Source organism: Microcella flavibacter (genome assembly GCF_012530535.1).
Lineage (GTDB): Bacteria > Actinomycetota > Actinomycetes > Actinomycetales > Microbacteriaceae > Microcella > Microcella flavibacter.
This window is the reverse complement of the sequence record NZ_CP051299.1, coordinates 1248123-1270407: the sequence shown is the minus strand read 5'-3', so window position 1 is coordinate 1270407 and position 22285 is coordinate 1248123. Positions and strand designations below refer to the sequence as shown.

Annotated in this window: 20 protein-coding genes and 1 tRNA gene; 2 read left to right on the top strand and 19 right to left on the bottom strand. The window is 72.9% G+C overall.

Annotation, left to right across the window (positions count from 1 at the left end; translation table 11 throughout):
• The first annotated feature begins 10 nt into the window (after window positions 1-10).
• Window positions 11-577: a peptide deformylase gene (gene def, locus HGB54_RS06020; protein WP_168915638.1), complete on the top strand. Its 567-nt coding sequence runs from the start codon at window positions 11-13 to the stop codon at window positions 575-577.
• Between the two features lie 213 nt (window positions 578-790).
• Here the strand turns inward: def and HGB54_RS06015 are convergent, their stop codons facing one another.
• The 9 genes from HGB54_RS06015 to dusB form a co-directional block, all read right to left on the bottom strand.
• On the bottom strand, window positions 791-1105 hold the full coding sequence (locus HGB54_RS06015) for an AzlD domain-containing protein (RefSeq protein ID WP_168915637.1): 315 nt from the start codon (window positions 1103-1105) through the stop codon (window positions 791-793).
• Window positions 1102-1890 carry an AzlC family ABC transporter permease gene (locus HGB54_RS06010; protein ID WP_168915636.1) on the bottom strand — a complete coding sequence of 263 codons (789 nt, stop codon included), beginning with the start codon at window positions 1888-1890 and terminating at the stop codon, window positions 1102-1104. The genes HGB54_RS06015 and HGB54_RS06010 overlap by 4 nt, the downstream gene beginning before the upstream one ends.
• Entirely contained in the window at window positions 1887-2777 is an 891-nt protein-coding gene (locus HGB54_RS06005) for a sensor histidine kinase (protein WP_168915635.1), read from the bottom strand. Before HGB54_RS06005 ends, HGB54_RS06010 begins: the two co-directional genes overlap by 4 nt.
• A gap of 109 nt (window positions 2778-2886) precedes the next feature.
• Window positions 2887-2962, bottom strand: a tRNA-Asn gene (locus HGB54_RS06000).
• 86 nt (window positions 2963-3048) lie between these two features.
• Window positions 3049-4131, bottom strand: a complete 1083-nt coding sequence (locus HGB54_RS05995) for an NAD(P)-dependent oxidoreductase (RefSeq protein ID WP_228545984.1) — start codon at window positions 4129-4131, stop codon at window positions 3049-3051.
• Window positions 4132-4237: 106 nt separating this feature from the next.
• The gene (locus HGB54_RS05990; RefSeq protein WP_168915634.1) at window positions 4238-5077 is read right to left on the bottom strand and encodes an ATP-binding cassette domain-containing protein; all 840 of its coding nucleotides are present in this window, start codon (window positions 5075-5077) and stop codon (window positions 4238-4240) included.
• 148 nt (window positions 5078-5225) lie between these two features.
• On the bottom strand, window positions 5226-7151 hold the full coding sequence (gene dnaG, locus HGB54_RS05985) for a DNA primase (protein WP_168915633.1): 1926 nt from the start codon (window positions 7149-7151) through the stop codon (window positions 5226-5228).
• 43 nt (window positions 7152-7194) lie between these two features.
• Complete coding sequence (locus HGB54_RS05980; protein WP_168916850.1) at window positions 7195-8436, bottom strand: deoxyguanosinetriphosphate triphosphohydrolase; 1242 nt, start codon at window positions 8434-8436, stop codon at window positions 7195-7197.
• A gap of 20 nt (window positions 8437-8456) precedes the next feature.
• A complete protein-coding gene (dusB, locus tag HGB54_RS05975; protein WP_168915632.1) occupies window positions 8457-9683 on the bottom strand; it encodes a tRNA dihydrouridine synthase DusB in 1227 nt (408 codons plus the stop codon).
• Between the two features lie 83 nt (window positions 9684-9766).
• On the opposite strand from dusB, the gene HGB54_RS05970 reads away from it, so the two are divergent.
• Window positions 9767-10246, top strand: a complete 480-nt coding sequence (locus HGB54_RS05970) for an aminoacyl-tRNA deacylase (RefSeq protein ID WP_168915631.1) — start codon at window positions 9767-9769, stop codon at window positions 10244-10246.
• A 321-nt stretch (window positions 10247-10567) separates the two neighbouring features.
• Here the strand turns inward: HGB54_RS05970 and HGB54_RS05965 are convergent, their stop codons facing one another.
• The 10 genes from HGB54_RS05965 to HGB54_RS05920 all read right to left on the bottom strand — a co-directional run bounded on the left by HGB54_RS05965 (window position 10568) and on the right by HGB54_RS05920 (window position 22206).
• Complete coding sequence (locus tag HGB54_RS05965) at window positions 10568-11545, bottom strand: IS481 family transposase (RefSeq protein WP_168915630.1); 978 nt, start codon at window positions 11543-11545, stop codon at window positions 10568-10570.
• Between the two features lie 92 nt (window positions 11546-11637).
• Window positions 11638-11811, bottom strand: coding sequence for a hypothetical protein (locus HGB54_RS05960; RefSeq protein ID WP_168915629.1), 174 nt, complete (start codon window positions 11809-11811; stop codon window positions 11638-11640).
• Window positions 11808-12476, bottom strand: coding sequence for a DsbA family oxidoreductase (locus HGB54_RS05955; protein WP_168915628.1), 669 nt, complete (start codon window positions 12474-12476; stop codon window positions 11808-11810). Before HGB54_RS05955 ends, HGB54_RS05960 begins: the two co-directional genes overlap by 4 nt.
• Window positions 12473-13405 carry an endonuclease domain-containing protein gene (locus HGB54_RS05950; RefSeq protein WP_168915627.1) on the bottom strand — a complete coding sequence of 311 codons (933 nt, stop codon included), beginning with the start codon at window positions 13403-13405 and terminating at the stop codon, window positions 12473-12475. Before HGB54_RS05950 ends, HGB54_RS05955 begins: the two co-directional genes overlap by 4 nt.
• 372 nt (window positions 13406-13777) lie before the next feature.
• Window positions 13778-15160 (bottom strand): UDP-glucose dehydrogenase family protein, encoded by a 1383-nt coding sequence (locus HGB54_RS05945; protein ID WP_168915626.1) that lies wholly within the window; start codon window positions 15158-15160, stop codon window positions 13778-13780.
• 182 nt (window positions 15161-15342) lie between these two features.
• Complete coding sequence (locus HGB54_RS05940) at window positions 15343-16512, bottom strand: right-handed parallel beta-helix repeat-containing protein (RefSeq protein WP_228545983.1); 1170 nt, start codon at window positions 16510-16512, stop codon at window positions 15343-15345.
• Window positions 16509-18356 (bottom strand): right-handed parallel beta-helix repeat-containing protein, encoded by a 1848-nt coding sequence (locus HGB54_RS05935; protein ID WP_168915625.1) that lies wholly within the window; start codon window positions 18354-18356, stop codon window positions 16509-16511. Before HGB54_RS05935 ends, HGB54_RS05940 begins: the two co-directional genes overlap by 4 nt.
• The gene (locus HGB54_RS05930) at window positions 18353-19615 is read right to left on the bottom strand and encodes a glycosyltransferase (protein ID WP_228545982.1); all 1263 of its coding nucleotides are present in this window, start codon (window positions 19613-19615) and stop codon (window positions 18353-18355) included. Before HGB54_RS05930 ends, HGB54_RS05935 begins: the two co-directional genes overlap by 4 nt.
• Before the next feature lie 343 nt (window positions 19616-19958).
• The gene (locus HGB54_RS05925) at window positions 19959-21344 is read right to left on the bottom strand and encodes a glycine--tRNA ligase (RefSeq protein ID WP_168915624.1); all 1386 of its coding nucleotides are present in this window, start codon (window positions 21342-21344) and stop codon (window positions 19959-19961) included.
• Window positions 21345-21426: 82 nt separating this feature from the next.
• Window positions 21427-22206 carry an isoprenyl transferase gene (locus tag HGB54_RS05920; protein WP_228546002.1) on the bottom strand — a complete coding sequence of 260 codons (780 nt, stop codon included), beginning with the start codon at window positions 22204-22206 and terminating at the stop codon, window positions 21427-21429.
• Window positions 22207-22285: the final 79 nt, after the last annotated feature.

Genomic DNA, 22285 nt, shown 5'->3' with positions numbered 1-22285 from the left:
TCCTTGGCGAATGGCCGTGCTCCCCATTCGCATCACCGGTGAGCCGGTGCTCCACACCCGCGCCGAACCGGTCACCGAGTTCGACGACGCCCTGCGCGCGCTCGTCGACGACATGGTCGCCACGATGACCGCGGCCCCCGGGGTCGGCCTCGCCGGGCCTCAGGTCGGGGTTCCGCTGCGGCTGTTCGTCTACGACTGGACGGACGAGGACGACGTGCGCTGGCAGGGCGTCGCCATCAACCCGGAGCTGCTCATCAGCCCGCTCGAGCTGGACGAGCTCGACGAGGATCTCGAGGCCGAGGGCTGCCTCTCGGTGCCGGGCGAGCGGTTCCCGCTGCGCCGCGCCGAGCGCGCGCTGCTGCGGGCCGTCGACCTCGACGGCGCGCCCTTCGAGATCGACGCGCGCGGCTGGCTGGCGCGCATCTTCCAGCACGAGTACGACCACCTCGACGGCGTGCTCTACGTCGACCGCCTCGCCCACCCCTACGGCAAGGCCGCGGCCAAGGCGGTGCGCCGCAACTCCTGGGGCTCCCCGGGCGCGAGCTGGCTGCCGGGGCGCGACCACCTCGACGACTGAGGCCTCGCCGACCGCTGCGCGCCGCCCGCTCCGTGCTGCGCGCCTCCCGGCGCGTCCCGCGCCGCGGTGCGCGGCGTCGTCGGCGGCCGCCGATGTCGACAACTCAGGAACCGTGCGCGTTCGCAGGCTCGATCCGGGACGCAGCGGCCACGGCGGCGGCGGATCTCCTGAGTTGTCGACGGACCGCGGGCCAGGCGTGGGCGGGCGGAGTGGTCAGGCGGCCCAGCCGAGCGCGCGCAGCGCCGCCGCGGTGAGCGCCGCCGCGAGGATCACGAGGATGAAGGGCGCCCGCAGGGCGAGCAGCGCGGCCGCGACGACGACGGCGGGGAGCCGGGCATCCAGCACCAGGCTCTGACCGGTCGAGACCGTCTGCACGACGATGAGCGCCGCGAGCAGAGCCACGGTGGTGAGCTGCGCGGTGCGCCCGGCGGCGGGCTTCTCGAGCACCGAGGGCGGCACGAGGTAGCCGAGCAGCTTCAGCGCGAGCACGGCGATCGAGGCGAGCAGGATGATCTGCCAGAGGGTCATCGGTCGGCCTCCCCGGCGTCGGGCGCGGGCGGGACGTCGGCGTGGTGCTCGATCGGGGCGGCGACCGGCCGCCCGAGCAGGTCGAGCGGGCCCACGACGACCGCGACCAGTGCCGCGAGGATGACCGGCACCCCCGCGGGCAGCACGGGGATGGTCGCCGCCGCGACGACCGCGGCCCCCACGGCGACCGCGACGGGCTGCAGCGCCCGCAGGCGCGGCCAGACCAGGCCGAGGAACGCGGCCGCGGCGGCGGCATCGAGCCCGTAGGCGCTGACGTCGCCGAGCAGGTCGCCGAGGAGGGCGCCGAGCAGGGTCATGAGGTTCCAGCCGAGGAAGATGATCCAGCCCGTCCACCAGAAGCCGGCGCGCTGGCCCTCGGGCGTGGCCTGCGCGGTGGCGACCGCGGTCGACTCGTCGATCGTCAGGTGCCCGGCGAGCAGGCGGCGCCAGAAGCCCGCGCCGACGATCGGTGAGACGCGGATGGCGTACAGGCCGTTGCGCAGACCGAGCAGGGCGGCGCCGGCGATCGCGGCGGGGCCGGCCGCCGCGCCGCCCGAGGCGAGCACACCGATGAGCGCGAACTGCGATCCGCCCGAGAACATCACGAGCGAGAGCACGCAGGCCTGCCAGACGTCGAGCCCCGAGGCCACCGCGAGCGCGCCGAACGAGACGCCGTAGGCCGCGACGGCCAGGCCGACCGCCCACGACGCCCGGCGAGCCTCGGCGACGCCGGGAGCGGGCGCCGAGCGCGGCGCGGGATGGCGCGAGGCCCGCGGGCCGTTCACGAGCGCCTCAGATCCACCCCGTGCACGCCGTTGTGGTGCCGCAGCGAGGGGAAGACGACCGAGAGCGTGAAGCCGACGGCGGGCTGGGTCGTCGCGCTGAGGATGCCGCCGTACAGCTCGGCCCGGGCGCGCATCTCGGCGATGCCGCGGCCCGTGACGGTGGCGGTGAGCGCGGCCATGTCCTCGGCGATCGTCACGCGGCCGGGCTCGTCCTCCCCCGCCGCCCGCGCCCGGATGCCGTCGTCCTCGACGCGCAGCTGCAGGCCCTCCCCCGACCAGGTGAGCGTGACGCGCACCTCGGTACCGCGCCCCCCGAAGGCCAGGGCGTTCGCGAGCGCCTCCTGCACGATGCGGTACACGGCGATCTCGGCGCCGGGCTTGAGATCGAAGGCCGATCCGAACTCCTCGACCGTGATGACGAGCCCCTGGTCGCGCATGATGGCGAAGAGCTCGTGGGTCGTGTCGAGGCGCGGCGCGACGGCGCGCGACTCCCCCTCGCCGACGAGCGACATGATGCGGCGCAGGTCGGCGAGCGTCGACCGGGTCGTCTCCGCGATGACCGCGGCCGAGCGCGCCGCGGCGGAGGGGTCGCGCTCGGCGGCGTAGCGCGCGCCGTCGGCCTGGCTGATGACCACCGACAGCGAGTGCGCCGCGACCTCGTGCAGCTCGCGGATGATGCGCAGCCGGTTGCGCTGATCGGCGGCGGCGAACTCCGCCTCGACGCGGGTCTGCTCGGCGGCGGCGCGGTCGCGCTCGCGGGAGGCGGCGCGCGAGCGTGCGCGCAGCCACGCGACGAGCAGCACGACCACCAGCATGAGCAGCACCGCGGCGGCCACCGTGATGACGAGCACCAGATCGGGGCCCGCCTCGAGCATCCACGCGATCACTGGGGCTCCTTCCGCGCCGATGCCGTCCGGACGCACCGCCGCCCCTGCCCGCCGCGGCATGCGCGGCCGATCAGGGGCGGAACGGTGATGAGGGGCGGTGGTGGACCACTGGCTCCCCGACTTGGACTCGAACCAAGAACCTGCCGGTTAACAGCCGGCTGCTCTGCCAATTGAGCTATCGAGGATCGCTGCGAACAGCTCGTCAACGCTATCAGAACTCCGCGGTGCGCACTGCACGCGGGATGCCCGCCGGGCGCTCCCCCGACGCGGCTCAGTACCCCGCCGCCGGGTCGACGAGCCCCACGAATCGGCCGTCGCCGAGGAACCCGCGCACGTTCTCGGTGATGCGCCGCGCGAGCAGCGGCGCCGTCATCTCGGGGGTGTCGGCCGAGTGGGAGGTGATGATGCAGCGCGGCTCCCGCCACAGCGGGTGCTCGTCGGGCAGGGGCTCGGGATCGGTCACGTCGAGGCCCGCGCCGAGGATGCGCTTCTCGCGCAGGGCGGCGGTGAGGGCATCCGTGTCGATGAGCGCGCCGCGGGCGATGTTGACGATCGCGGCGCGCGCGGGCAGCAGCGCGAGCTCCGGCGCGCCGATGAGGTGCCGGCTCGCCGTCGTCGAGGCGGCCGCGAGCACGAGGGCGTCGGCGTCGGGCAGCACGGCGTGCAGCTCGGCCGCGCTGACCGTGCGATCGGCCCCGGGCATCGGCTCGGCCGTGCGGCGCACGACCGTCACCCGCACGCGCCACGGCGCCAGCAGCCGCAGCAGCTCGGCCGCGATGCCGCCGGCCCCGACGATCACGACGTGCGCCCCGTAGAGCGACAGACCCGTGCGCACCGGCGCCCAGCGGGCGGCGCGGGCCTTGGGGCCGAGCTCGCGCATGACGGCGTGCAGCAGGGCGAGGGCGTGCTCGGCGACGGGCTCGCTGTACGCCCCCTTCGCGCTCGTGAACACCGGCCCGCCGCCGTCCGCGTAGCGCGGCAGCACGCTCGCGAAGCCGTCGACGCCGGCCCAGGGCAGCTGCACCCAGCCGATGCCGGGGTACTGCTCGAGGATCTCGCCGAGCTCCTCCGCGCGCTGCTCGCTCAGCCAGATGAGGCCTCGGGTACGGGCATCCAGCTCGGTGATCTCGGCACCGCCGGCCGCGGCCGCGTCGACGAAGAGCGCCGTGGGGCGCGGCAGCACGGCGATCGGTCCGGGCTCGGGGCGCGGCCGGCCCTCGGGGGCCCGCGCGGTGCCGGCGACGGGGTCGCGGTGCTGATCGGGATGCCCGACCCCGCCCTCGGGCACGAGCGAGCGCGCGGGCGCGCCCGCGGCCGCGCCGCTCATCCGGTCCTGCCGCTGCTGCTCGTCCACGTCGGGCCTCTCGGGGTCGGGTCGGGGGTCGGAGCGCGCCGGGCGCGCCGCGTCGCCGCCGCGCACGCGCGCCGCAGCCGCACGGCCGAGCTCGAGGTCGGGCGCCTCAGCGGCGGCCGAGCGCCGCGAGCCGCTCCACGTACGGGTGGGTCGGCGCGGCGAGCACCTCGTCGACCGATCCCATCCCCACGATCGTGCCACGGTGCAGCACCGCGAGTCGATCCGACAGCCGGCGCACCTCGCCGATCTCGCTCGAGACGACGAAGGCGGTGAAGCCGCGGCGCCGCTGCACCTCGGCGAGGTGGTCGAGGATGCTCGAGCGCACGGTGGCGTCGACGCCGCTGGTCGGCTCGTCGGCGACGAGGAGGTCGGGGTCGAGCACGAGGGCGCGGGCGAGCGCGACGCGCTGCCGCTGGCCGCGGCTGAGCTCGTGCGGGTACTTCGGGATCGTCGCGAGGGTGAGGTGCATCGCGTCGATCGCCTCGGCCACGATGCCGCCCGCGGTGCGCCGGGTGAGCTTGGCGTTGCGCTCGTACAGCGGAACGGCGACGTTCTCGCCCGCGGTGAGGTGCGGGTCGAGCACGTGCGAGATGTCCTGCGGCAGGTAGCCGACGCGCAGCGCGAGCTCGTCCGACTCGCGCGGGCGCAGGTGCCGCACGTCGATGCCGAGCACGCGCAGCCCGCCGCCGGAGATCTGCGGACCGCCCTCCCGACTGCGGTCGGTGAGCCCCGCGACGGCCCGGGCGAGCGTGCTCTTGCCGCTGCCGGCCTCGCCCACGACGGCGAGGGTGCCCCCGACGGGGATGCTCAACGAGATGCCGGTGAGCGCGATCGCGTGACCCCGCCCGGTGCCCGATCGGTAGCGCGCCGAGAGGTCGTCCACGAGCACGGCCGCCCCGTCGCCCTCGTCGGCGCCGATGGCGGCGCGGGGTGCGAGGGCGGTCATGGTGGAGCGTCCTTCCCGACGGCGGGCGGTGCCGATGCGGTGAGAGAGGGGCGGGGAGCGGCGATCCCGCGGCCCTGGCCGGATCTGATGACGACTCTACAACCGCTCCGCCGCGGCGCGCCGGGGGCTCTCGGGCAACGTTCGAGAATCAGTCCCCGAGGACGCGGCGGCGCTCGGCCTCGGTGTCGACCAGCTGCCGCTGCAGCGAGCGGTAGCGCTCCGGATCCTCCGTCGAGGAGGTGCGCTGCAGGGCCCCGAGCAGCTCGCTCTTGCGCCGCAGCAGGTCGCGGCCGATGAGGCTCGTCGTCAGCCCGCGGCAGTACTCCCGCACCTGGTCGTCGCGGATCGGCAGCGGCGCGATCGCGAGCTGGGTGACGAGGGCGGCGAAGACGCCGGGGGCCTCGTCGGCGGCCCGGGCGACCCACTGCGGCGTGCCGTAGTGCTCGAAGGCGGCGACGAGCGCGTCGCGCACCGTCGCGAGCGCGGGCTGGGTGAAGGTCGTCGCGAGCGCCCGCGCAGCCACCTCGCGGTCGACCTCGCCGGGATGCTGCAGCACCGCCATGAGCAGCTCCCGCTCCAGGCGCGTGACCGGGTCGGTGGGCAGCTGGTCGATGCTCATCGAGGGGGCGGCGGGCTCGGCGGTCGGGGTCGCGGATCCGGGCGCGTCGGGCCGGGCATCCTGCGCCGACGGCCGCTGGCCCTCGCGGGAGCGCGTCGTCTCCGCCGGCTTGCTCGCGGCGGCGGAGCGGGCCGACTGCACCGCGCGCGAGACCTCCTGCGGGTCGAGCCCGATCCAGCCGGCGAGGGTGCGGCCGTAGCCGGACTGCATCGAGCGATCGCGGATGCCGGCGACGACGGGCGCGGCGGCCCGGAGCGCGCCGACCCGCCCCTCGACCGTCTCGAGGTCGAACTGCTCCAGCTGCCGGCGGATCATGAACTCGTACATCGGCTTGCGGCCCGAGACGAGCATCCTGACCGCGTCGTCGCCGCGCGCCAGGCGCAGGTCGCACGGGTCCAGCCCGTCGGGGGCGACGGCGACGAAGGTCTGGGCGGCGAACCGCGACTCCTCGGCGAAGGCGCGGCTCGCGGCTTTCTGGCCCGCCTCGTCGGGGTCGAAGGTGAAGACGACCTCGCCGAGCTGGGTCGTGTCGGCATTCGCCGTATCGCCCATCACGCGCCGGATCACCTTGATGTGGTCGACGCCGAAGGAGGTGCCGCAGGTGGCGACGGCGGTCGTGACGCCCGCGAGGTGGCAGGCCATGACGTCGGTGTAGCCCTCGACGACGACGACCTGCTTGGCCCTAGCGATGTCGCGCTTGGCGAGGTCGAGCCCGTAGAGCACCTGGGCCTTGTGGTACACCGGCGTCTCGGGGGTGTTGAGGTACTTCGGGCCCTTGTCGTCATCGAGCAGGCGGCGCGCGCCGAAGCCGAGCGTCTGGCCGGTGACGTCCTTGATCGGCCAGAGCAGGCGCCCGCGGAACCGGTCGTAGGGGCTGCGGTCGCCCTGGCTCAGCAGCCCCGCGGCGAGCAGCTCCTCGGTGCTGAAGCCGCGGCCCGTCAGGTGGGTGCGCAGCGCGTCGAACGACTGCGGGGCGAAACCGATCGAGAAGCGGTCGGCCGAGGCCGGGTCGAAGCCGCGCTCCCCCAGGAAGCGGCGCGCCGGCTCGGCGGCCGCGGTGCCGAGCTGCTCGCGGAAGAACGCCTCCGCCGCCTCGTTCGCGGCGAGGATGCGCCGGCGGTTGCCCTGCTCCTCGCGGGCGGGGCCGCCGTCCTCGTAGCTGAGGGTGAAGTTGAGGCGCTGGGCGAGCCGCTCGACCGCCTCGCTGAAGGTGACGTGATCCATCTTCTGCAGGAAGGTGAAGACGTCGCCGCCCTCGCCGCAGCCGAAGCAGTGGTAGAAGCCGACCTGCGGCCGCACGTGGAAGCTCGGGCTGCGCTCGTCGTGGAAGGGGCAGAGCCCCGAGAGCGAGCCGACGCCCGCGCGCTTCAGCGTGACGTACTCGCCCACGACCTCGCCGATGTTCGTGCGCGACCGGACCTCGTCGATATCGCTCCGCTTGATCAGGCCCGCCACGCAGCGATTCTAGAGCCGGTCGAATGGATGCCCGCCGCGGGCCTCAGCGCACCACGCGCTCGTGCCAGGCCATCGCCGACTGGTCGGTGAGGCTCGCGACCTGGTCGACGATGACCCGGCGCCGGGCCGCATCGTTCGGAGCGGCACGGAAGTCGTCGGTGAAGCCGGGGTCGAGCTGCGCATCCCCCGCCTGCCAGAGCGCGTCGGCGAGCTCGGTCAGCAGCGAGCGCTGCCGCGCGTAGATCGGCTGGCGGCTGTTCGTCGACATGACGTTCGCGGCGACGATGCCCTTGAGCACCGCGATCTCGGCGGCCGTCTCACGGGGCACGATGACGTCGGCGCCGAAGCGGGCGAGGCTCTGCCGGGGATAGGCGGCGCGGGTCGCGTGCACGGCCTCGTGGGCGAAGCGGCCGATGAGCTGGCTCGTGAGGTTCTTCAGGCGGGCGAGGTCGCGGCGCGAGCCGTCCCAGGTGTCGATCCAGAAGTCGAGGTGGTCGAGCCGGTCGAAGGCGGCGATGAGCTCGTCGTGGCTGATCTCGCCGCCGATCCACTCGAACATCGAGTCCACCAGGGCGTCGTGATCGACCCGGGCGCTCAGGGCGGGCACGTCGAGGTAGCCGCTCACCACGGCGTCCTCGAAGTCGTGCACGCTGTAGCCGATGTCGTCGCTGAGATCCATCACCTGGGCCTCGATGCACCGCTGCCGATCGGGGGCCCCGGCGCGCAGCCATTCGAAGGCGTCGGCGTCGTCGTCGTAGAAGCCGAACTTGCTGCGCCCGCTCGGATCGGGAATGCCCTGCGCCTGCGGCCACGGGTACTTGCAGCTCGCGTCGAGGCTCGCCCGCGTGAGGTTGAGCCCGTAGCTGCGGCCGTCGGCGCCGAAGACCTTCGGCTCGATGCGCGTGAGCAGGCGCAGCGTCTGCGCGTTGCCCTCGAAGCCGCCGACGTCGCTCGCCCAGTCGTTGAGCGCCCGCTCGCCGTTGTGACCGAAGGGCGGGTGGCCGAGGTCGTGCGCGAGGCAGGCGGTGTCGACGACGTCGGGGTCGAGCCCGAGGCTCGCGGCGAGCTCGCGGCCGACCTGGGCGACCTCGAGCGAGTGCGTCAGGCGGTTGCGGGCGAAATCCAGCCCCGCCGTCGGGCTCAGCACCTGCGTCTTCGCGGCGAGGCGGCGCAGCGCGCTCGAGTGCAGCAGTCGGCCCCGGTCGCGGGCGAAGTCGCTGCGGCGCGTCGAGTGCTGCTCGGGCATCCAGCGCTCGGCGTCCTCGGGCAGGTAGCCCGGGGTCATGACATCGGTCAGCACGTCGCTCAGCCTCCGCTGTGGTGCAGTTCGGCCGCGGTGACCTCGGCGCGGTTCGCCTCGTCGAGCTCGCGGCTCGCGAGCCAGTTCTGGGGAAGGGACGGCTTCTTCGGCGTGCCCGCGCGGCCGCGCTGGCCCTCGGCCGGAGCGCCCGGGTAGGGCTGATCGCGGTCGAGCTCGCCGAGCAGGTCGTCCATCTGCGCGAGGCTCTCGACGCTCGCGAGCCGCGCCCGCAGCTCGCCGCCGACGGGGTAGCCCTTGAAGTACCAGGCCACGTGCTTGCGGATGTCGCGGCAGGCCCGCGGCTCGTCGCCGTCGTAGAAGTCGACGAGCAGCTCGGCGTGCCGGCGGAAGGCGTCGCCCACCTCGCCGAGCCCGGGCTGGATCTTGAGGCCCCCGCCGGTGAACGCCGAGGCGAGGTCGCCGAACAGCCACGGGCGGCCCAGGCAGCCCCGGCCGACGACGATGCCGTCGCAACCCGACTGCTCGACCATGCGCAGCGCGTCCTCCGCGCTCCAGATGTCGCCGTTGCCGAGCACCGGCACGCTCGAGACGGACTGCTTGAGGGTGCCGATCGCATCCCAGTCGGCATTCCCGCTGTAGAACTCGGCCGCCGTGCGGGCGTGCAGCGCGATGGCGGCGACGCCCGCGCCCTCCGCCGCCTTCGCGGCCTCCAGGTAGGTGAGGTGGTCGGCGTCGATGCCCTTGCGCATCTTCACCGTCACCGGGATGCTCCCCGCGGCCTTCACGGTGGCCTCCACGATGCGGCGGAAGTGCTCGAGCTTCCACGGCAGCGCCGCCCCGCCGCCCTTGCGGGTCACCTTCGGCACGGGGCAGCCGAAGTTCATGTCGATGTGGTCGGCGAGGCCCTCGCCGACGAGGAACGCCGCGGCCTCCCCCGCCGTGACGGGGTCGACGCTGTAGAGCTGGATGCTGCGCGTCGTCTCGCTCTCGTGGTGCTTGATGAGGCGCATGCTCTCGGGGGTGCGCTCGACGAGCGCACGGCTCGTGATCATCTCGCTCACGTACAGGCCCGCGCCGTACTCGCGGCACAGGCGGCGGAAGGCGGTGTTCGTGATGCCGGCCATCGGCGCGAGCACGACGGGCACGCTGAGCGGGAGCGGGCCGATCGTCAGCGCGGGCGCGGCGGTGCCCCCCGGAGCGGCGGGGCCGGGCGCGGAGGCTGTGGGCGGCGCGGCGCTGCCGGGCGCGGCGGTGTCGAGGGCGGAGGGCATGGTGCTCCTATCCTCCCATCACCCGGCGGGGGCATCCGCATCGTCGCCGGAATAGCCGGGCGCCGCTCGCGTTGCACTGCACCATGACCACCGCGCCGAACGGGACCGATCGCGTGCTCGCCGATGCCGCCGCGCGCGGGCTCGACGTGCAGATCGTCGAACGGGCGGAGGCGCGCTCGATCGAGGAGGCCGCGGCGCTCATCGGCGTCGACGTCGCCTCGCTCGTGAAGACGCTCGTGGTGAAGCGCTCCGACGACCGCTACCTGCTCGTGCTCGTGCCGGGAGACCGGCGCATCGCCTGGGCCCCGCTGCGCGCGCTCGTCGGCGTCAACCGGCTGCAGCTGCCCGACGCGGAGCAGGCCCTCGCGGCCACCGGCTACGCCCGCGGCACGATCACGCCGCTCGGCGCGCTCGGCGACTGGCCCGTGATCGCCGACGAGCGCATCCGGGGGCGCCGCATCGCCCTCGGCGCCGGAGCCCCCGGCCGCAGTGCGCTCGTCGACGGGGATGCCCTGCTCGCGTCGTTCGCGGCGACCGTCGGCGCGATCACCGAGCCGGCGTAGCCGCGCGCGGCGCGCTCGGCCGCGCGGGCCTGCCCGCTCGCCGTGCCCGCCCTCTCGCACCTGCGTGCCGTGCCCGCCCGCACCCGCTCGCTCTCCCGAAGACGCCCGGCGACCAGCGCCCCTGTCGACAACTCAGGAACCTGCTCGTCGAGCGTCCGCTCTGGGTCCGAGCACGGCGCGTCCTGGACACGAAGTCCTGAGTTGTCGACACGGCGGACGGCCCGACCGCGAGGGGCGCGCCGAAGCAGATCCGAGTCGAGCCCACGCCGGGGCTCAGACGTTCGCGGAGTGGAGAGCCGCGGCAGGGCTAGTTGTACTCGGTCATGAGGTTGGTGACACTCGACTGATCGGTGGCAGGTCTTTGCAGGCGGTGTGGGGTCGATCGTAGTTGTAGTGGTCAAGCCAGGGCGCGAGGGCGTTGGCGCGTTCCTGGTTCGAGGTGAACGCGTGTCGATATGCCCACCCCTCCTGGAGGGTGCGATTGAAGCGTTCGGCTTTCCCGTTCTGCCAGGGCGAATACGGTCTCGTGAGCACGTGGGTGGCCGCTAACGACTCCATAACGCTTCGGAAGGCTGCGGAGTTTCGGTAGTTCAAGGCGTTGTCGGTCATGACCTGCCGGATCCTGATCCCGTGTCCGGTGAAGAACGCAGCAGCGTTGGCGAGGAACGCCGCGCAGGTTTCGCCCTTTTCGTCCGGCAGCACCTGCGCGAACGCGAGCCGGGAGTGGTCATCGACCGCGACGTGGACGTAGTCGAAGCCGAGCCTCACGGATCGTTTCCGGCCGATGTTGTGCTCGATCGTTCCCAGACCGTTCAGGCGCCATCCGCCGCCGTCAGGGATGCGGCCGAGCTTCTTCACGTCGATATGGATCAGATCACCCGGCTGCTCGCGCTCGTATCGAAGACGGGTCCGGCGGCCTTGACGGATGCGAGTCCCGGTGACCGGGTCCAACTCATGCAGGGCAGGCAAGCCGGCCCGGGCGATCAACCGGGACGCGGTCGAAGGGCTCACCGCGAAGCGTCGGGCGAGCTCATCGCGGCCGAGCCTGTCGTGTTCCCGGGACGCGATCAGCGCTGCGGCCAGCTGCGGGGAGGTGGTGGTGGGTGAGCGGTGCGGCCTGGAGGAGCGGTCCTCCAGCGCGCGGATTCCGTGCTCGCGGAAGCGGGTCACCCAGCGGTGAGCGCACTGGCGTGATACTCCGAGCTCTTTCGCGACATGCGAGACAGGCCGGCCGGACAGCACCCGTCGGACCAGGATCAGTCGGCCGGCGGGAGCAAGGGGAGCGTTACGGTGGACCACGAGAAGGCCTTCCTCTTCAGGGCGTTTAGACACCACCCAGAATGAAGGCCTTCTCCTCTGCCTTGTGTCACCAACGTGCTGACCGGGTACAGCTAGTCCCGCAGCGGGACCGCGCAGACGTCGCCCTCGCACGCCGCGGCGTCGGGCGAGCCGAGCATGGTGAAGGATGCGACGACGGCCGGTGCCTGCTCAGTCGCGTCCGTGTCGGTGCCGGCGTCGCGCGAGCCCGGGGCGGCCGCGTCGGGGACGTCGCCCGGCGCGGTCACGCCGACGCCTCCGCGGTCGCGGCAGCGCGATCCGCCGCCGCCTGCTGCAGCGCTCCGAGGAACGCGGCGGGCTCCTGCGCACCGGAGATGCCGTAGCGATCGTCGATCACGAAAAACGGCACGCCCTGGATGCCGTACGCGACCGCCTGCGCCATGTCGGCCTTGACGTCGGCGAGGTGGCGGTGGTCGGCGAGCGACTCGGCAGCAGCATCCCGATCGAGGCCGACGTCGGCGGCGAGGTCGGCGAGGTCCTCGGCCCGGCCGACGTGCCGGCCCTCGACGAAGTAGGCGCGCAGCAGGCGCTCCTTGAGCTCGAGCTGCCGCCCATGCGCCTTCGCGAAGTGCAGCAGCTCGTGGGCGAGCACTGTGTTCGTCTGGTGCACGTGCTCGAAGTCGTAGTCGAGGCCGACGCTCGAGGCGATCTGCGTCACCCGGTCGAGCATCTGATGCACCTGCTCGAGGGGCATGCCCTTGCGCTCGCTCAGGTAGTCGACGGTGGATCCCTCGTAGTCGACGGGAGTGTCGGGCGCGAGCTCGAAGGAGCGGTAGACGATGTCCACGTCGCCGTCGAACTCGGCGACGGCGGCCTCGAACTTGCGCTTGCCGATGTAGCACCACGGGCACTGCACGTCGGAGAAGATCTGCACACTGATGGGAGCGGTCATGCAGAGGGCAACGCTCGGCGCCGCGGAGTATTCCGCCGGCCCGGCGGTGGGATCGCCGTGAGCGAGCCGCCGAGACCGCGCTCGCGCAGAGCGCGGAGAACCGCGGCGCGGACGACGCCCCAGTCGTGGAACACCTGCCGGGCGCTGGGTCGCAGCGCGTGCATGCCCGCGACGGTGATGGCGAGATCCTTGGCCCGATCGCCCTCGAAGCGGTCCCGGTGGAAGGCGTCGCCGTCGACCTCGATGGCGACGGTCCCCTCAACCACCAGGTCGATCGGGCTCGCGCCGACGACCGGCACCTGGCTGCGTACGTCGAGTCCGAGCGCGGCGAGCCGCGTGCGGACGAGACTCTCGGGAAGCGAGTCGCAGCGCGGATCGACCGCGGCCAGCACCGGGCGTCGGTGCCGGGGGATGCTGGACGCGAGCTCGCGAAGGCCATCGGCATCGACGGCTCCGGTGCGGCACGCCCAGTCGAGCGCCGCGATGGCGTCCTCGAGTGGCGCCGTGCGGATGACGACCTCGAGCGCCTCGAGGACGGGGACGATGCCCGTCGTGGTGTCCGCATCGTGACGCTCGGAGCGCCACAGCAGACGAGCGCCTCGGCGCCGCGAGCGGAACCCGCCCCGACGCTCAGGATCCCGCAGGCGCGCGGCGTTCCTCGGCACGGCGACCTGCAGCGGCGGATCGTGCAGCACCCATCCGCCCAGCGCGCGCACGGCCGCGAGACCGGTCAGTCTGCCGCCGACGCGCACGGCGCGGAACCGGGGGTCGTCCCGCGCCCAGACGCTGTACCAGCCGCGCCGCGGCCGCCGCAGCGCACCGTTCCGGAGGGCGTCGCGGAGCATCCGGTCGGGGAAGCCGTGTGCATTGAGATACCGGCGGCCGGCGGCTCCCCCGGCCTCGGCGATCGTCGTGAGCAAGTCGTGCACCGCCGCATCGTCGCGCGACGACGCGCCTCGCCTCCGGGCTGAGGGTCGATCCCCCGGGTGTGGCGTCCCTCGTGCCGCTGGGGAGGAGCGGTGGACCGCGCCTCCGTCGACAACTCAGGAGCGCGGGCGCGGCGGGGACGGCATGAGGGGCCGAAAAGGAGTTACGAGTGGAGAACTCCTGAGTTGTCGACGCGGGGTCGGGGCGCGCGGACGAGGGGGCGGCGGGCGGGGCGCGCGGGGCGGGCACGGCCCGCGCGGCGCGCGGGGACTCCCCGGGGCGGCATTGGGGGGTGGGCCGCCCCGGGGAACCCGTGGGCTGCCGGGTCACCGTCCACCCGTAGACGGCGACCCGACAGGTCGGTGCGCGGGTCGCTAGCCCGCGGGCTGGTAGGACGGCACCGCGGTGGGCACGCTGGGCCGCCCGAGCGCGCGGTACTCCCAGCCGGCGGCGCGGTAGGCCGCCGCGTCGAGCGCGTGGCGGCCGTCGACCATGCGCCGGTGGGTGACGAGCGCCGCCGCCGAGACCGGGCTCATCTCGCGGAACTCGTCCCACTCCGTCAGGAGCACCACGACGTCGGCGCCGTTGAGTGCGTCGCCGAGGATGTCGGCGTAGTCGAGGTCGGGGTAGACCCGGTGCGCGTTGGCGCTCGCCTCCGGGTCGTAGACCGCGACGCTCGCGCCCTCCAGGTAGAGCATGCGCGCGACGTCCAGGGCCGGCGCGTCGCGCACGTCGTCGGAGTTCGGCTTGAACGCGGCGCCCAGGGCGGCGACGCGGACCCCGTCGAGCGATCCGCCCGCGAGCTCGCGGACGAGGTCGACCGTGCGGGAGCGCCGGCGCAGGTTGATCTGGTCGACCTCGTCGAGGAAGGCGACGGCCTGCCCGACCCCGAGCTCCTCCGCGCGGTAGCGGAAGGCGCGGATATCCTTCGGCAGGCAGCCGCCGCCGAAGCCGAGCCCGGGCTTGAGGAACCGCGAGCCGATGCGGTCGTCGTAGCCGAGCGCCTCGGCGAGCAGCGTGACGTCGGCCCCGGTCGTCTCGCAGATCTCCGCCATCGCGTTGATGTATGAGATCTTGGTGGCCAGGAACGAGTTGGCCGCCGCCTTGACGAGCTCCGCCGTGGCGGTGTCGGCGACCACGAGCGGCGTGCCCACGGCGAGGATGGGCGCGAAGACCTCGCGAAGGGATGCTTCCGCCGTCGCCGAGCTGACGCCGAACACCAGGCGATCCGGGTGCAGGGTGTCCTCGACGGCGAAGCCCTCGCGCAGGAACTCCGGGTTCCAGGCGACCTCGACGGCCGATCCGGCGGGCGAGAGACGGGCGACCAGCTCGGCCATGCGCGCGGCCGTGCCGATGGGCACCGTCGACTTGCCGACGATGAGCGCGGGACGGTCGATGCGGCGGGCGAGCTCGCTGAAGGCGGACTCGACGTACTGCATGTCGGCCGCGGCCGAGCCGGCCTTCTGCGGGGTGCCGACGCACACGAAGTGCACGTCACCGAAGGCGGCCGCCTCGTCGAACGAGGTGGTGAAGCGCAGCAGGCCAGAGTCGAGGGCATCCCGCAGCTTCTCGGGAAGGCCGGGCTCGAAGAACGGCACGCGGCCGTTCGCGAGCGCGTCGATCTTCTCCTCGGAGACGTCGACGCCGAGCACCTCGAAGCCGAGCGTCGCCATGCAGATCGCATGGGTCGCTCCGAGGTATCCGGTGCCGATGACGGTGAGGCGGGGGCGTCGTGCGGGGGTGTGCTCGGTGTGCATGGGGTTCCTCCTGGGTCGGGAGAGCCTCGGACGAGGCGGGTGTCGGGTAGGGGTGTGGTGCCGGCTCGGGCGGCCGTGGGGGTGCCGGGATGCGGTGGTGCGGAGCGTAGACGCCGCGAGGGGTGCTCGAGGCCTGCCGGGGTGGTGCGGTGCTGCTGCGCGCGTTCGGGTCGCGCACCTGCTCAGCGGGATGCGCAGTCGGTGTTGCTCGTCCCCTCTCCCGCTCGAGAAGCCGTGTTGGAGCATTCGACGACGTTGTCGCGTTCCGGGGTCAGGGAGTAGCCGAAGCCGGGGCCGTTCACATCGGCGGCGTTGGCGCGGAAGACGTTGCGGGTGCCCCAGCCGTCGATGATCTCGTGCGTCTGGTACCCGTCCATGGGGCTGTTGACCCCGGAGTTGCCCTCGATGAGCCAGTCGTTGCCCTTGACGTCGACCCAGGAGTCGGCGCCGGTGATCTCGCTGCCGTCGAAGGTGTTGCCGCGGACGATGCCGCCCGAGGTGCCCTCCTTGATGTCGACGGCCTCGGCCGAGGTCGCGAAGATGGTGTTGCCCTCGACGAGGTTGCGGTCGGATCGGTCGGGCTCGCACTCGGTGATGTCGCACCAGTTGCTCTCGGCCGTGCCGATGTAGACGCCCTCGCCGAACTTGTCCCGACGGTTGCCGGTGTCGCTGATGGTGTTGCCGATGACGGCGTTGTCGGTGCTGTACTGCCGCAGGTGGATCGCCTCGTCGCCGATGCGGGTCACCTCGAGGCCCTCGATCCTGACGCCGGTGACGCCGTCGGCCATGACGCCCTTCTGCCCGTTGCGCACGGTGAAGCCGGCGACGAGCCAGTGATCGGCGCCGTCGAGGTGCAGCACGTAGCCCCCCTCGATGCCGTCGCCGTCGAGCACGGCGTCACGGGGTCCGCACAGGCTGATCGGCTCGTCCGGCGTGCCGGGGGTCGCCGCGACGAACTCGCCGACGTACTCCCCCGCGGTGAGCTGGATGCTCGTCCCGGGCCGCGCGTCGGCCAGGGCCTCCTCGAGCTCCTCCGCCGTGCTGACGGTGACCGTCGCCGCCGGGCACTCCGCCGCCGGGCCGCCGGCCGGAGCGGGCGCGGGCTCCTCCTCGGCCTCCGGCCCCGGCGCTCCCGGGGTCGTCTCCGGGCGCGGCGACGGCGTCGAGTAGGCGCCGACGGACGGCTCGCCGCCGCGTGCGGTGACGAGCGCCGCGATGCCCGCTCCGACCGTCCCGGCGAGGAGCGCCAGGATCACGCCGCCGATGACGATCGGCCGGCGGAGCATCCCCCGGCGGCGCGTGGGCGCCCCGGGCGCGCTGCCCGGATCGCTGCTGCCGGTCTGCTCGGTCATGAGGCCCCCACCGTCTCCCGCGGCACGATGCCGCGGGTCATGCTCGTGAGCGGTGCGCGGTCGGCGAAGGGGTCGTGGATGCCCTTCGCCCGCAGGCGCCGGCCGGCGACGAGCCCGACGAGCACGAAGATCCCGATCGCGATCCAGAGGATCGTCAGCGGCTGGAACATGCTCGCCAGCACGACGGAGAGCGGCTTGGTGCTGCGCCAGTCGGAGACGTCGTTGGCGCGCACCGCGGTGCCGGAGGTGCGGATCACGTCGACGGGCGAGGGGCCCGCTCCGGCGATGCGGTTGTCGACGACGACCGAGTTGCCCGTGTCGCCGATGAGCGTCACGCCGTGCACGGAGACGCCCGCGATGCGGTTGTCCTCGATGGCGGTGACCGACTCCCGCACCATGATGCCGGTGGTCGCGCCGTCGATCGTGTTGTCCCGGATGATGATGCTGGTGCCCGCGTCGCGCACGCTGATGGCCTGCCGCGGGTGATCGGTCAGCTCGTTGCCCACGATGGTGACGCGCGAGGCGCCCTCGCTGACGACGATGCCGAGGTCGTTGCCGGCGAGCGTGTTGCCGCGCAGCTCGATGTCGAGGCCGTCGGTCACGGCGATGCCGGCCCGACCGTTGTCGGTGAGGGTGCTCTGCGTCACCGCGTTGTCGCCGGAGACGCGCACGGGCAGGCCGATCGCGCTCGGTCCGTCGACGATCGATCCGCCGTCGAGCGTGATGCCGTTGCGGCCGTTGCCGTTGGCGGTGATGCGGTCGAGCACGACGCTCGAGGTCGACCGGGCGATGAGGATCCCGTCGCGGCCGCTCCCCGAGGTCGTCGTGTTGATGATCGCGCTGCTGCTGACGTCGCGGTGGAACACGATGCCGTCGACGAGGCTGTTGCGGATGAGCGTGTCGCGCACCTCGACCTGGGTCGAGGAGGTGACGAACAGCCCGAACGCGTTGCCGTCGAGGGTCACCGACTGCACGACGCCGGAGGCGTAGCCCAGGTCGGGCTCCTCGCCGACGAAGTCGAGCGTGTCGAGCTCGCTCTCGAGCGGCAGCACCTCGGCGCCCGTGGCGTCGCTCAGCGCGGCGGCCTGGCCCGCCGCCGCATCGCTCGTGCCCTCGGTGGCGAGCTCGGTGCCCGTGAAGGAGAGCCCGCCGGTCGTGCCGCTCCAGAAGCCGAGCCCCGAGAGCTCGGCGTTGATGATGTCGGCGCGACCGCCGAAGGCGCGGACGTACGCGCGCCCGTCGTCCGTGAGCGCGTCAACGGCGTCCGCCCCGGCATCCCAGGAGCTGATGCGGACGGGGCGGTCGGGCTCGCCGCGCACGCTCAGCGAGCCGCCCGCCGAGACGATGCTGACGAACCCGGCGGCGTCGGAGCGCAGGCGCACAACGTCCGCGTCCACGGCGGCGATGACCACCGCGGCGCCCCGGGTGATGACGATGTGCTCGAGCACCTCGATGGTGCCGTCGCCGGTGCGCGAGGCCGTTCGCGGGGAGAGCCGCGTGATCTCGTCGAGCGAGTACGGGCTGTCGCGCTCGGTCAGCACGAGGGTCGCCACCGGCGCGGTGTCGAGACGGAACGGCCGGGAGAGGTCGACGCCGGCCCGCAGCGCCGTGGTGAGCGTGGTCTGAACGCCCGTGATGCGCTCCGACTCGGTGAGCACGAGGCGCGCCTCCGCCTCCGGGTCCCCGCCGTAGGCGGCGAGCGCGTCGACCGACGGGGACTGCGCCGCCGCGGAGGCGGGCGCGGGGGCCGCGCCGAGGACCGAGGCGAGGACGCCCGCGCTCAGGACGAGCGCGGCGAGGGCGGTGCTGCGGGCGCGCAGCCCGGCAGCGCGCGCGGCGCTCACGCGGGCACCGCCTGCAGCGTCTTCGCCGTCTGGCCGTCGCCGCCGACGCGGTCGGCGTGCCGGGTGAGCCAGCCCTGCTTGTTCATCGTCACGAAGGCGTACAGCTTGATCGGGAGGGCGATGAAGATCACGACGAGCACGATCACGGGCAGCAGCAGGATCTCCTGCGGGTGGCGGCGCAGGTGCGAGATGCCCCGGATGCCCCGCCCGAGCAGGATCCACGCGACCACGGCCCAGATGCCGATGGTCGTGAGCTCGAGCCTGCTGAAGGCGATGTACGCGATCGTGAAGCCCATCGTGACGGGCGTGAGCAGGATCTGCAGCACGGTCACCTGCGTGACGAAGGGGACCTTCCAGAGCCAGCCTTTGGCGATCGCGGTGAGGTAGCAGCGGTAGGAGTTGCGGCTCCAGCGCACCCGCTGCTTCACGAAGGCGCGGAAGGAGGAGGGGAACATCGAGACGGCGCGGGCCGAGCGCTGGTGCACCGTGCGGTAGCCGGAGGCCAGCACGAGCCAGGTGAGGCGCCCGTCGTCGCCGGAGATGCAGCGCCGGCCGAGGAAGAACTCGTTCTCGAGCTGCTCGAGCACCGGCATGACGGCGCTGGCCCGGTACACCGCGGTGCGACCGGAGATGCACGGCACGGCACCCGCGGCGCCCATCGCCGGCACGTAATTGTAGTAACGCAGGTTCACGAGCCAGTCGGCGACGCGGCGCCAGATGCTCGACGTGCGCTGGTAGACGTTCTGCTGGGTGGACACGCCCCCGACCGTGGGGTCGATGAAGGGCTTCTGCACGTTCTCGAGCAGCCCGGGCGTCCAGGAGGTGTCGGAGTCGGTGAGCACGAGGATCTCGCCCTTCGCTCGACGGATGCCGGCGCCGAGCGCCGAGCGCTTGCCGGCGTGCTCGAACAGGATCGGATGCACCGTCTCGTCGCCGAGCATGACGATGCGGTCGTAGGCCTCGATGTCCGCGACGTCGAGCACGATGATGATCTCGGTCGGCGACTGCGCCCGCCAGGTCTCGAGGCAGTCGAGCAGGATGTCGGGGTCCTCGTGGAACGAGGGCACGATCACCGAGGTCGTCGTGCGGAAGTCGCTCTCGATGGGCTTGACGCGCGCCGAGAGGATCGACCGGTAGAGCCAGAGGGCCCAGACGACCGCGCCGGCGACGGCGAGCGGGAAGTACGGGGCGAGGGTGGCGAACCAGTTCGCCAACCCCTCCACCGTGATGGTCGTCTCGCCGATGGTGACCATCGGCATGACGCCGTTTTCGAGCAGGGGGAACGGGCTTCGGGTGGGGTGCAATTCGGGTGGTCCTTCTGTGGGTGGCAGCAGGATGACACCGACGCTCGGGTGCGCGGATCGGGGTGGACCGCCGTCGACGCGGAATCCTTTTCGGGTGGATCCGCGAGTACGGCCCGGTGACGGGGCGACCCTGACAGAGGTGCACGACCGCGGTCAACGAGAACGATCAGTTCGTCGCGGATTGTTCACATAACGGCGCTGAGCCGACATCCCCCGGAAACATCCACCGGCGTGTCGCGCACACCGGCGACACGCGGCGCCCGGCCGCGACCCGCCCTACGCTCCGCCGCGACCCGCGCTACGCGCCGAGCAGCTCGGCCGCGAGGAAAGCCTCGAGCTTCGCGAGCGGGATGCGCTGCTGCTCCATGCTGTCGCGCTCGCGCACCGTGACGGCCTGATCCTCGAGGGTGTCGAAGTCGACCGTGATCGCGAACGGCGTGCCGATCTCGTCCTGGCGGCGGTAGCGGCGACCGATCGCGCCGGCGTCGTCGAAGTCGACGTTCCAGTGCTGGCGCAGCGTCGCGGCGAGCTCGCGCGCGACGGGCGAGAGCTGCTCGTTGCGCGAGAGCGGCAGCATCGCGGCCTTGACGGGGGCGAGACGGCGGTCGAGCCGCAGCACGGTGCGCTTGTCGACGCCGCCCTTCGTGTTCGGCGCCTCGTCCTCGTAGTAGGCGTCGAGCAGGAACGCCATGAGCGCGCGCGTGAGACCGAACGCCGGCTCGATGACGTACGGCACCCAGCGCTCGTTCTTGGCCTGGTCGAAGTACGACAGGTCGGTGCCCGAGGCGGCCGCGTGGGTCGCGAGGTCGAAGTCGGTGCGATTGGCGACGCCCATGAGCTCGCCCCACTCGCTGCCGGTGAACCCGAAGCGGTACTCGAGGTCGACGGTGCGCTTGGAGTAGTGCGAGAGCTTCTCGGCGGGGTGCTCGTACTGCCGGATGTTCTCGGGGTCGATGCCGAGGTCGGTGTACCACTTCTGCGAGAGGTCGATCCAGTACTGGTGCCACTCCTCGTCCGTGCCCGGCTCGACGAAGAACTCGAGCTCCATCTGCTCGAACTCGCGCGTGCGGAAGATGAAGTTGCCGGGCGTGATCTCGTTGCGGAACGACTTGCCGATCTGCCCGATGCCGAAGGGCGGCTTCTGCCGCGAGGCGCCGAGCACGTTGACGAAGTTCACGAAGATGCCCTGGGCCGTCTCGGGGCGCAGGTAGTGCATCCCGGATTCGTCGTCGACGGGGCCGAGGTAGGTCTTGAGCAGGCCGCTGAACTCGCGCGGCTCGCTCCACTGGCCGCGGGTGCCGCAGTTCGTGCAGACGATGTCGGCGAGGCCGTTCTCGGGGGCGCGGCCCTTCTTCTCCTCGTACTCCTCCTCGAGGTGGTCGGCCCGGTAGCGCTTGTGGCACTGCAGGCACTCGACGAGGGGGTCGCTGAAGACGTCGACGTGGCCGGAGGCCTCCCAGACCTTCTTCGGCAGGATGACGCTCGAGTCGAGGCCGACGACATCGGCGCGGCCCTGCACCATCGTGCGCCACCACTGGCGCTTGATGTTCTCCTTCAGCTCGACGCCGAGGGGCCCGTAGTCCCACGCGGAGCGCGACCCGCCGTAGATCTCACCGGCCTGGAACACGAATCCGCGCCGCTTGGCGAGGGAGATGACCGAGTCGAGTCGGGTCGGGGCTGCCACTGTGGGTCTCCTAAAGGGGTCGGCCGAACTGGATGCTCGGCGCCGGTCGCGCAAAGTCCGAGTCTACTGAGGCCGGGTGCGGCTACTCCCCCGGCGCGGGCTCGGCGGGCTTGTCCACCGCTCCGCCGAAGCGCCGGTCGCGCCCCGCGTACGACTCGATCGCCGCCCACAGGTGCCGGCGCCGGAAGTCGGGCCACAGCGTGTCGAGGAACACCATCTCGGCGTAGGCGCTCTGCCAGAGCAGGAAGTTGCTCGTGCGCTGCTCGCCGCTCGACCGCACGAAGAGATCCACGTCGGGGGCGTCGGGCTCGTAGAGGTGGGCGCCGATCGTGCGCTCGGTGATGCGGGCAGGCGCGATGCGGCCGGCCGCGGCCTCCTCCGCGATGCGGCGCACGGCATCCACCAGCTCGATGCGGCCGCCGTAGTTGACGCACATCGTGAGGGTGAGGCCGGTGTTGCCGGCGGTGCGGCGCTCGGCCTCCTCGAGCTCGGAGACGACGCTGCGCCACAGCCGCGGGCGGCGGCCCGACCAGCGGATGCGCACGTTCCAGGCGTCGAGCTGGTCGCGGCGGCGGCGCAGCACCTCGCGGTTGAAGCCCATGAGGAACCGCACCTCCTCGGGGCTGCGGCTCCAGTTCTCGGTCGAGAAGGCGTAGACGCTGAGGTGGGTGACGCCGAGCTGGATGGCGCCCGCGACGACGTCGAGCAGGCTCGCCTCGCCGGCGCGGTGGCCCTCGATGCGGGTGAGGCCCTGCAGATTGGCCCAGCGGCCGTTGCCGTCCATGACGATCGCGACGTGCTTCGGCACCGCGGCGGCGGGCACGGCGGGGGGATGCTCGCCCGTCCAGTCGATCGGGCGCAGCGGCTCGGCGGCCTCGGCCCTGCGGGCCGCGCGGCGCTCGCGGCCGGTCGCGGGGCGGGCGACGCCGCCCGCCCCCTGC

Coding starts and splice junctions, on each gene's coding strand:
- HGB54_RS05980 (WP_168916850.1), bottom strand. CDS start 8,436: ATGACCCCGGGCTACCTGCCCGAGGACGCCGAGCGCTGGATGCCCGAG.
- HGB54_RS05955 (WP_168915628.1), bottom strand. CDS start 12,476: ATGACCGCTCCCATCAGTGTGCAGATCTTCTCCGACGTGCAGTGCCCG.
- HGB54_RS05945 (WP_168915626.1), bottom strand. CDS start 15,160: ATGCACACCGAGCACACCCCCGCACGACGCCCCCGCCTCACCGTCATC.
- HGB54_RS05990 (WP_168915634.1), bottom strand. CDS start 5,077: ATGACCGCCCTCGCACCCCGCGCCGCCATCGGCGCCGACGAGGGCGAC.
- HGB54_RS05970 (WP_168915631.1), top strand. CDS start 9,767: ATGACCACCGCGCCGAACGGGACCGATCGCGTGCTCGCCGATGCCGCC.
- def (WP_168915638.1), top strand. CDS start 11: ATGGCCGTGCTCCCCATTCGCATCACCGGTGAGCCGGTGCTCCACACC.
- HGB54_RS06015 (WP_168915637.1), bottom strand. CDS start 1,105: ATGACCCTCTGGCAGATCATCCTGCTCGCCTCGATCGCCGTGCTCGCG.
- HGB54_RS05940 (WP_228545983.1), bottom strand. CDS start 16,512: ATGACCGAGCAGACCGGCAGCAGCGATCCGGGCAGCGCGCCCGGGGCG.
- HGB54_RS05930 (WP_228545982.1), bottom strand. CDS start 19,615: ATGCCGATGGTCACCATCGGCGAGACGACCATCACGGTGGAGGGGTTG.
- dusB (WP_168915632.1), bottom strand. CDS start 9,683: ATGCCCTCCGCCCTCGACACCGCCGCGCCCGGCAGCGCCGCGCCGCCC.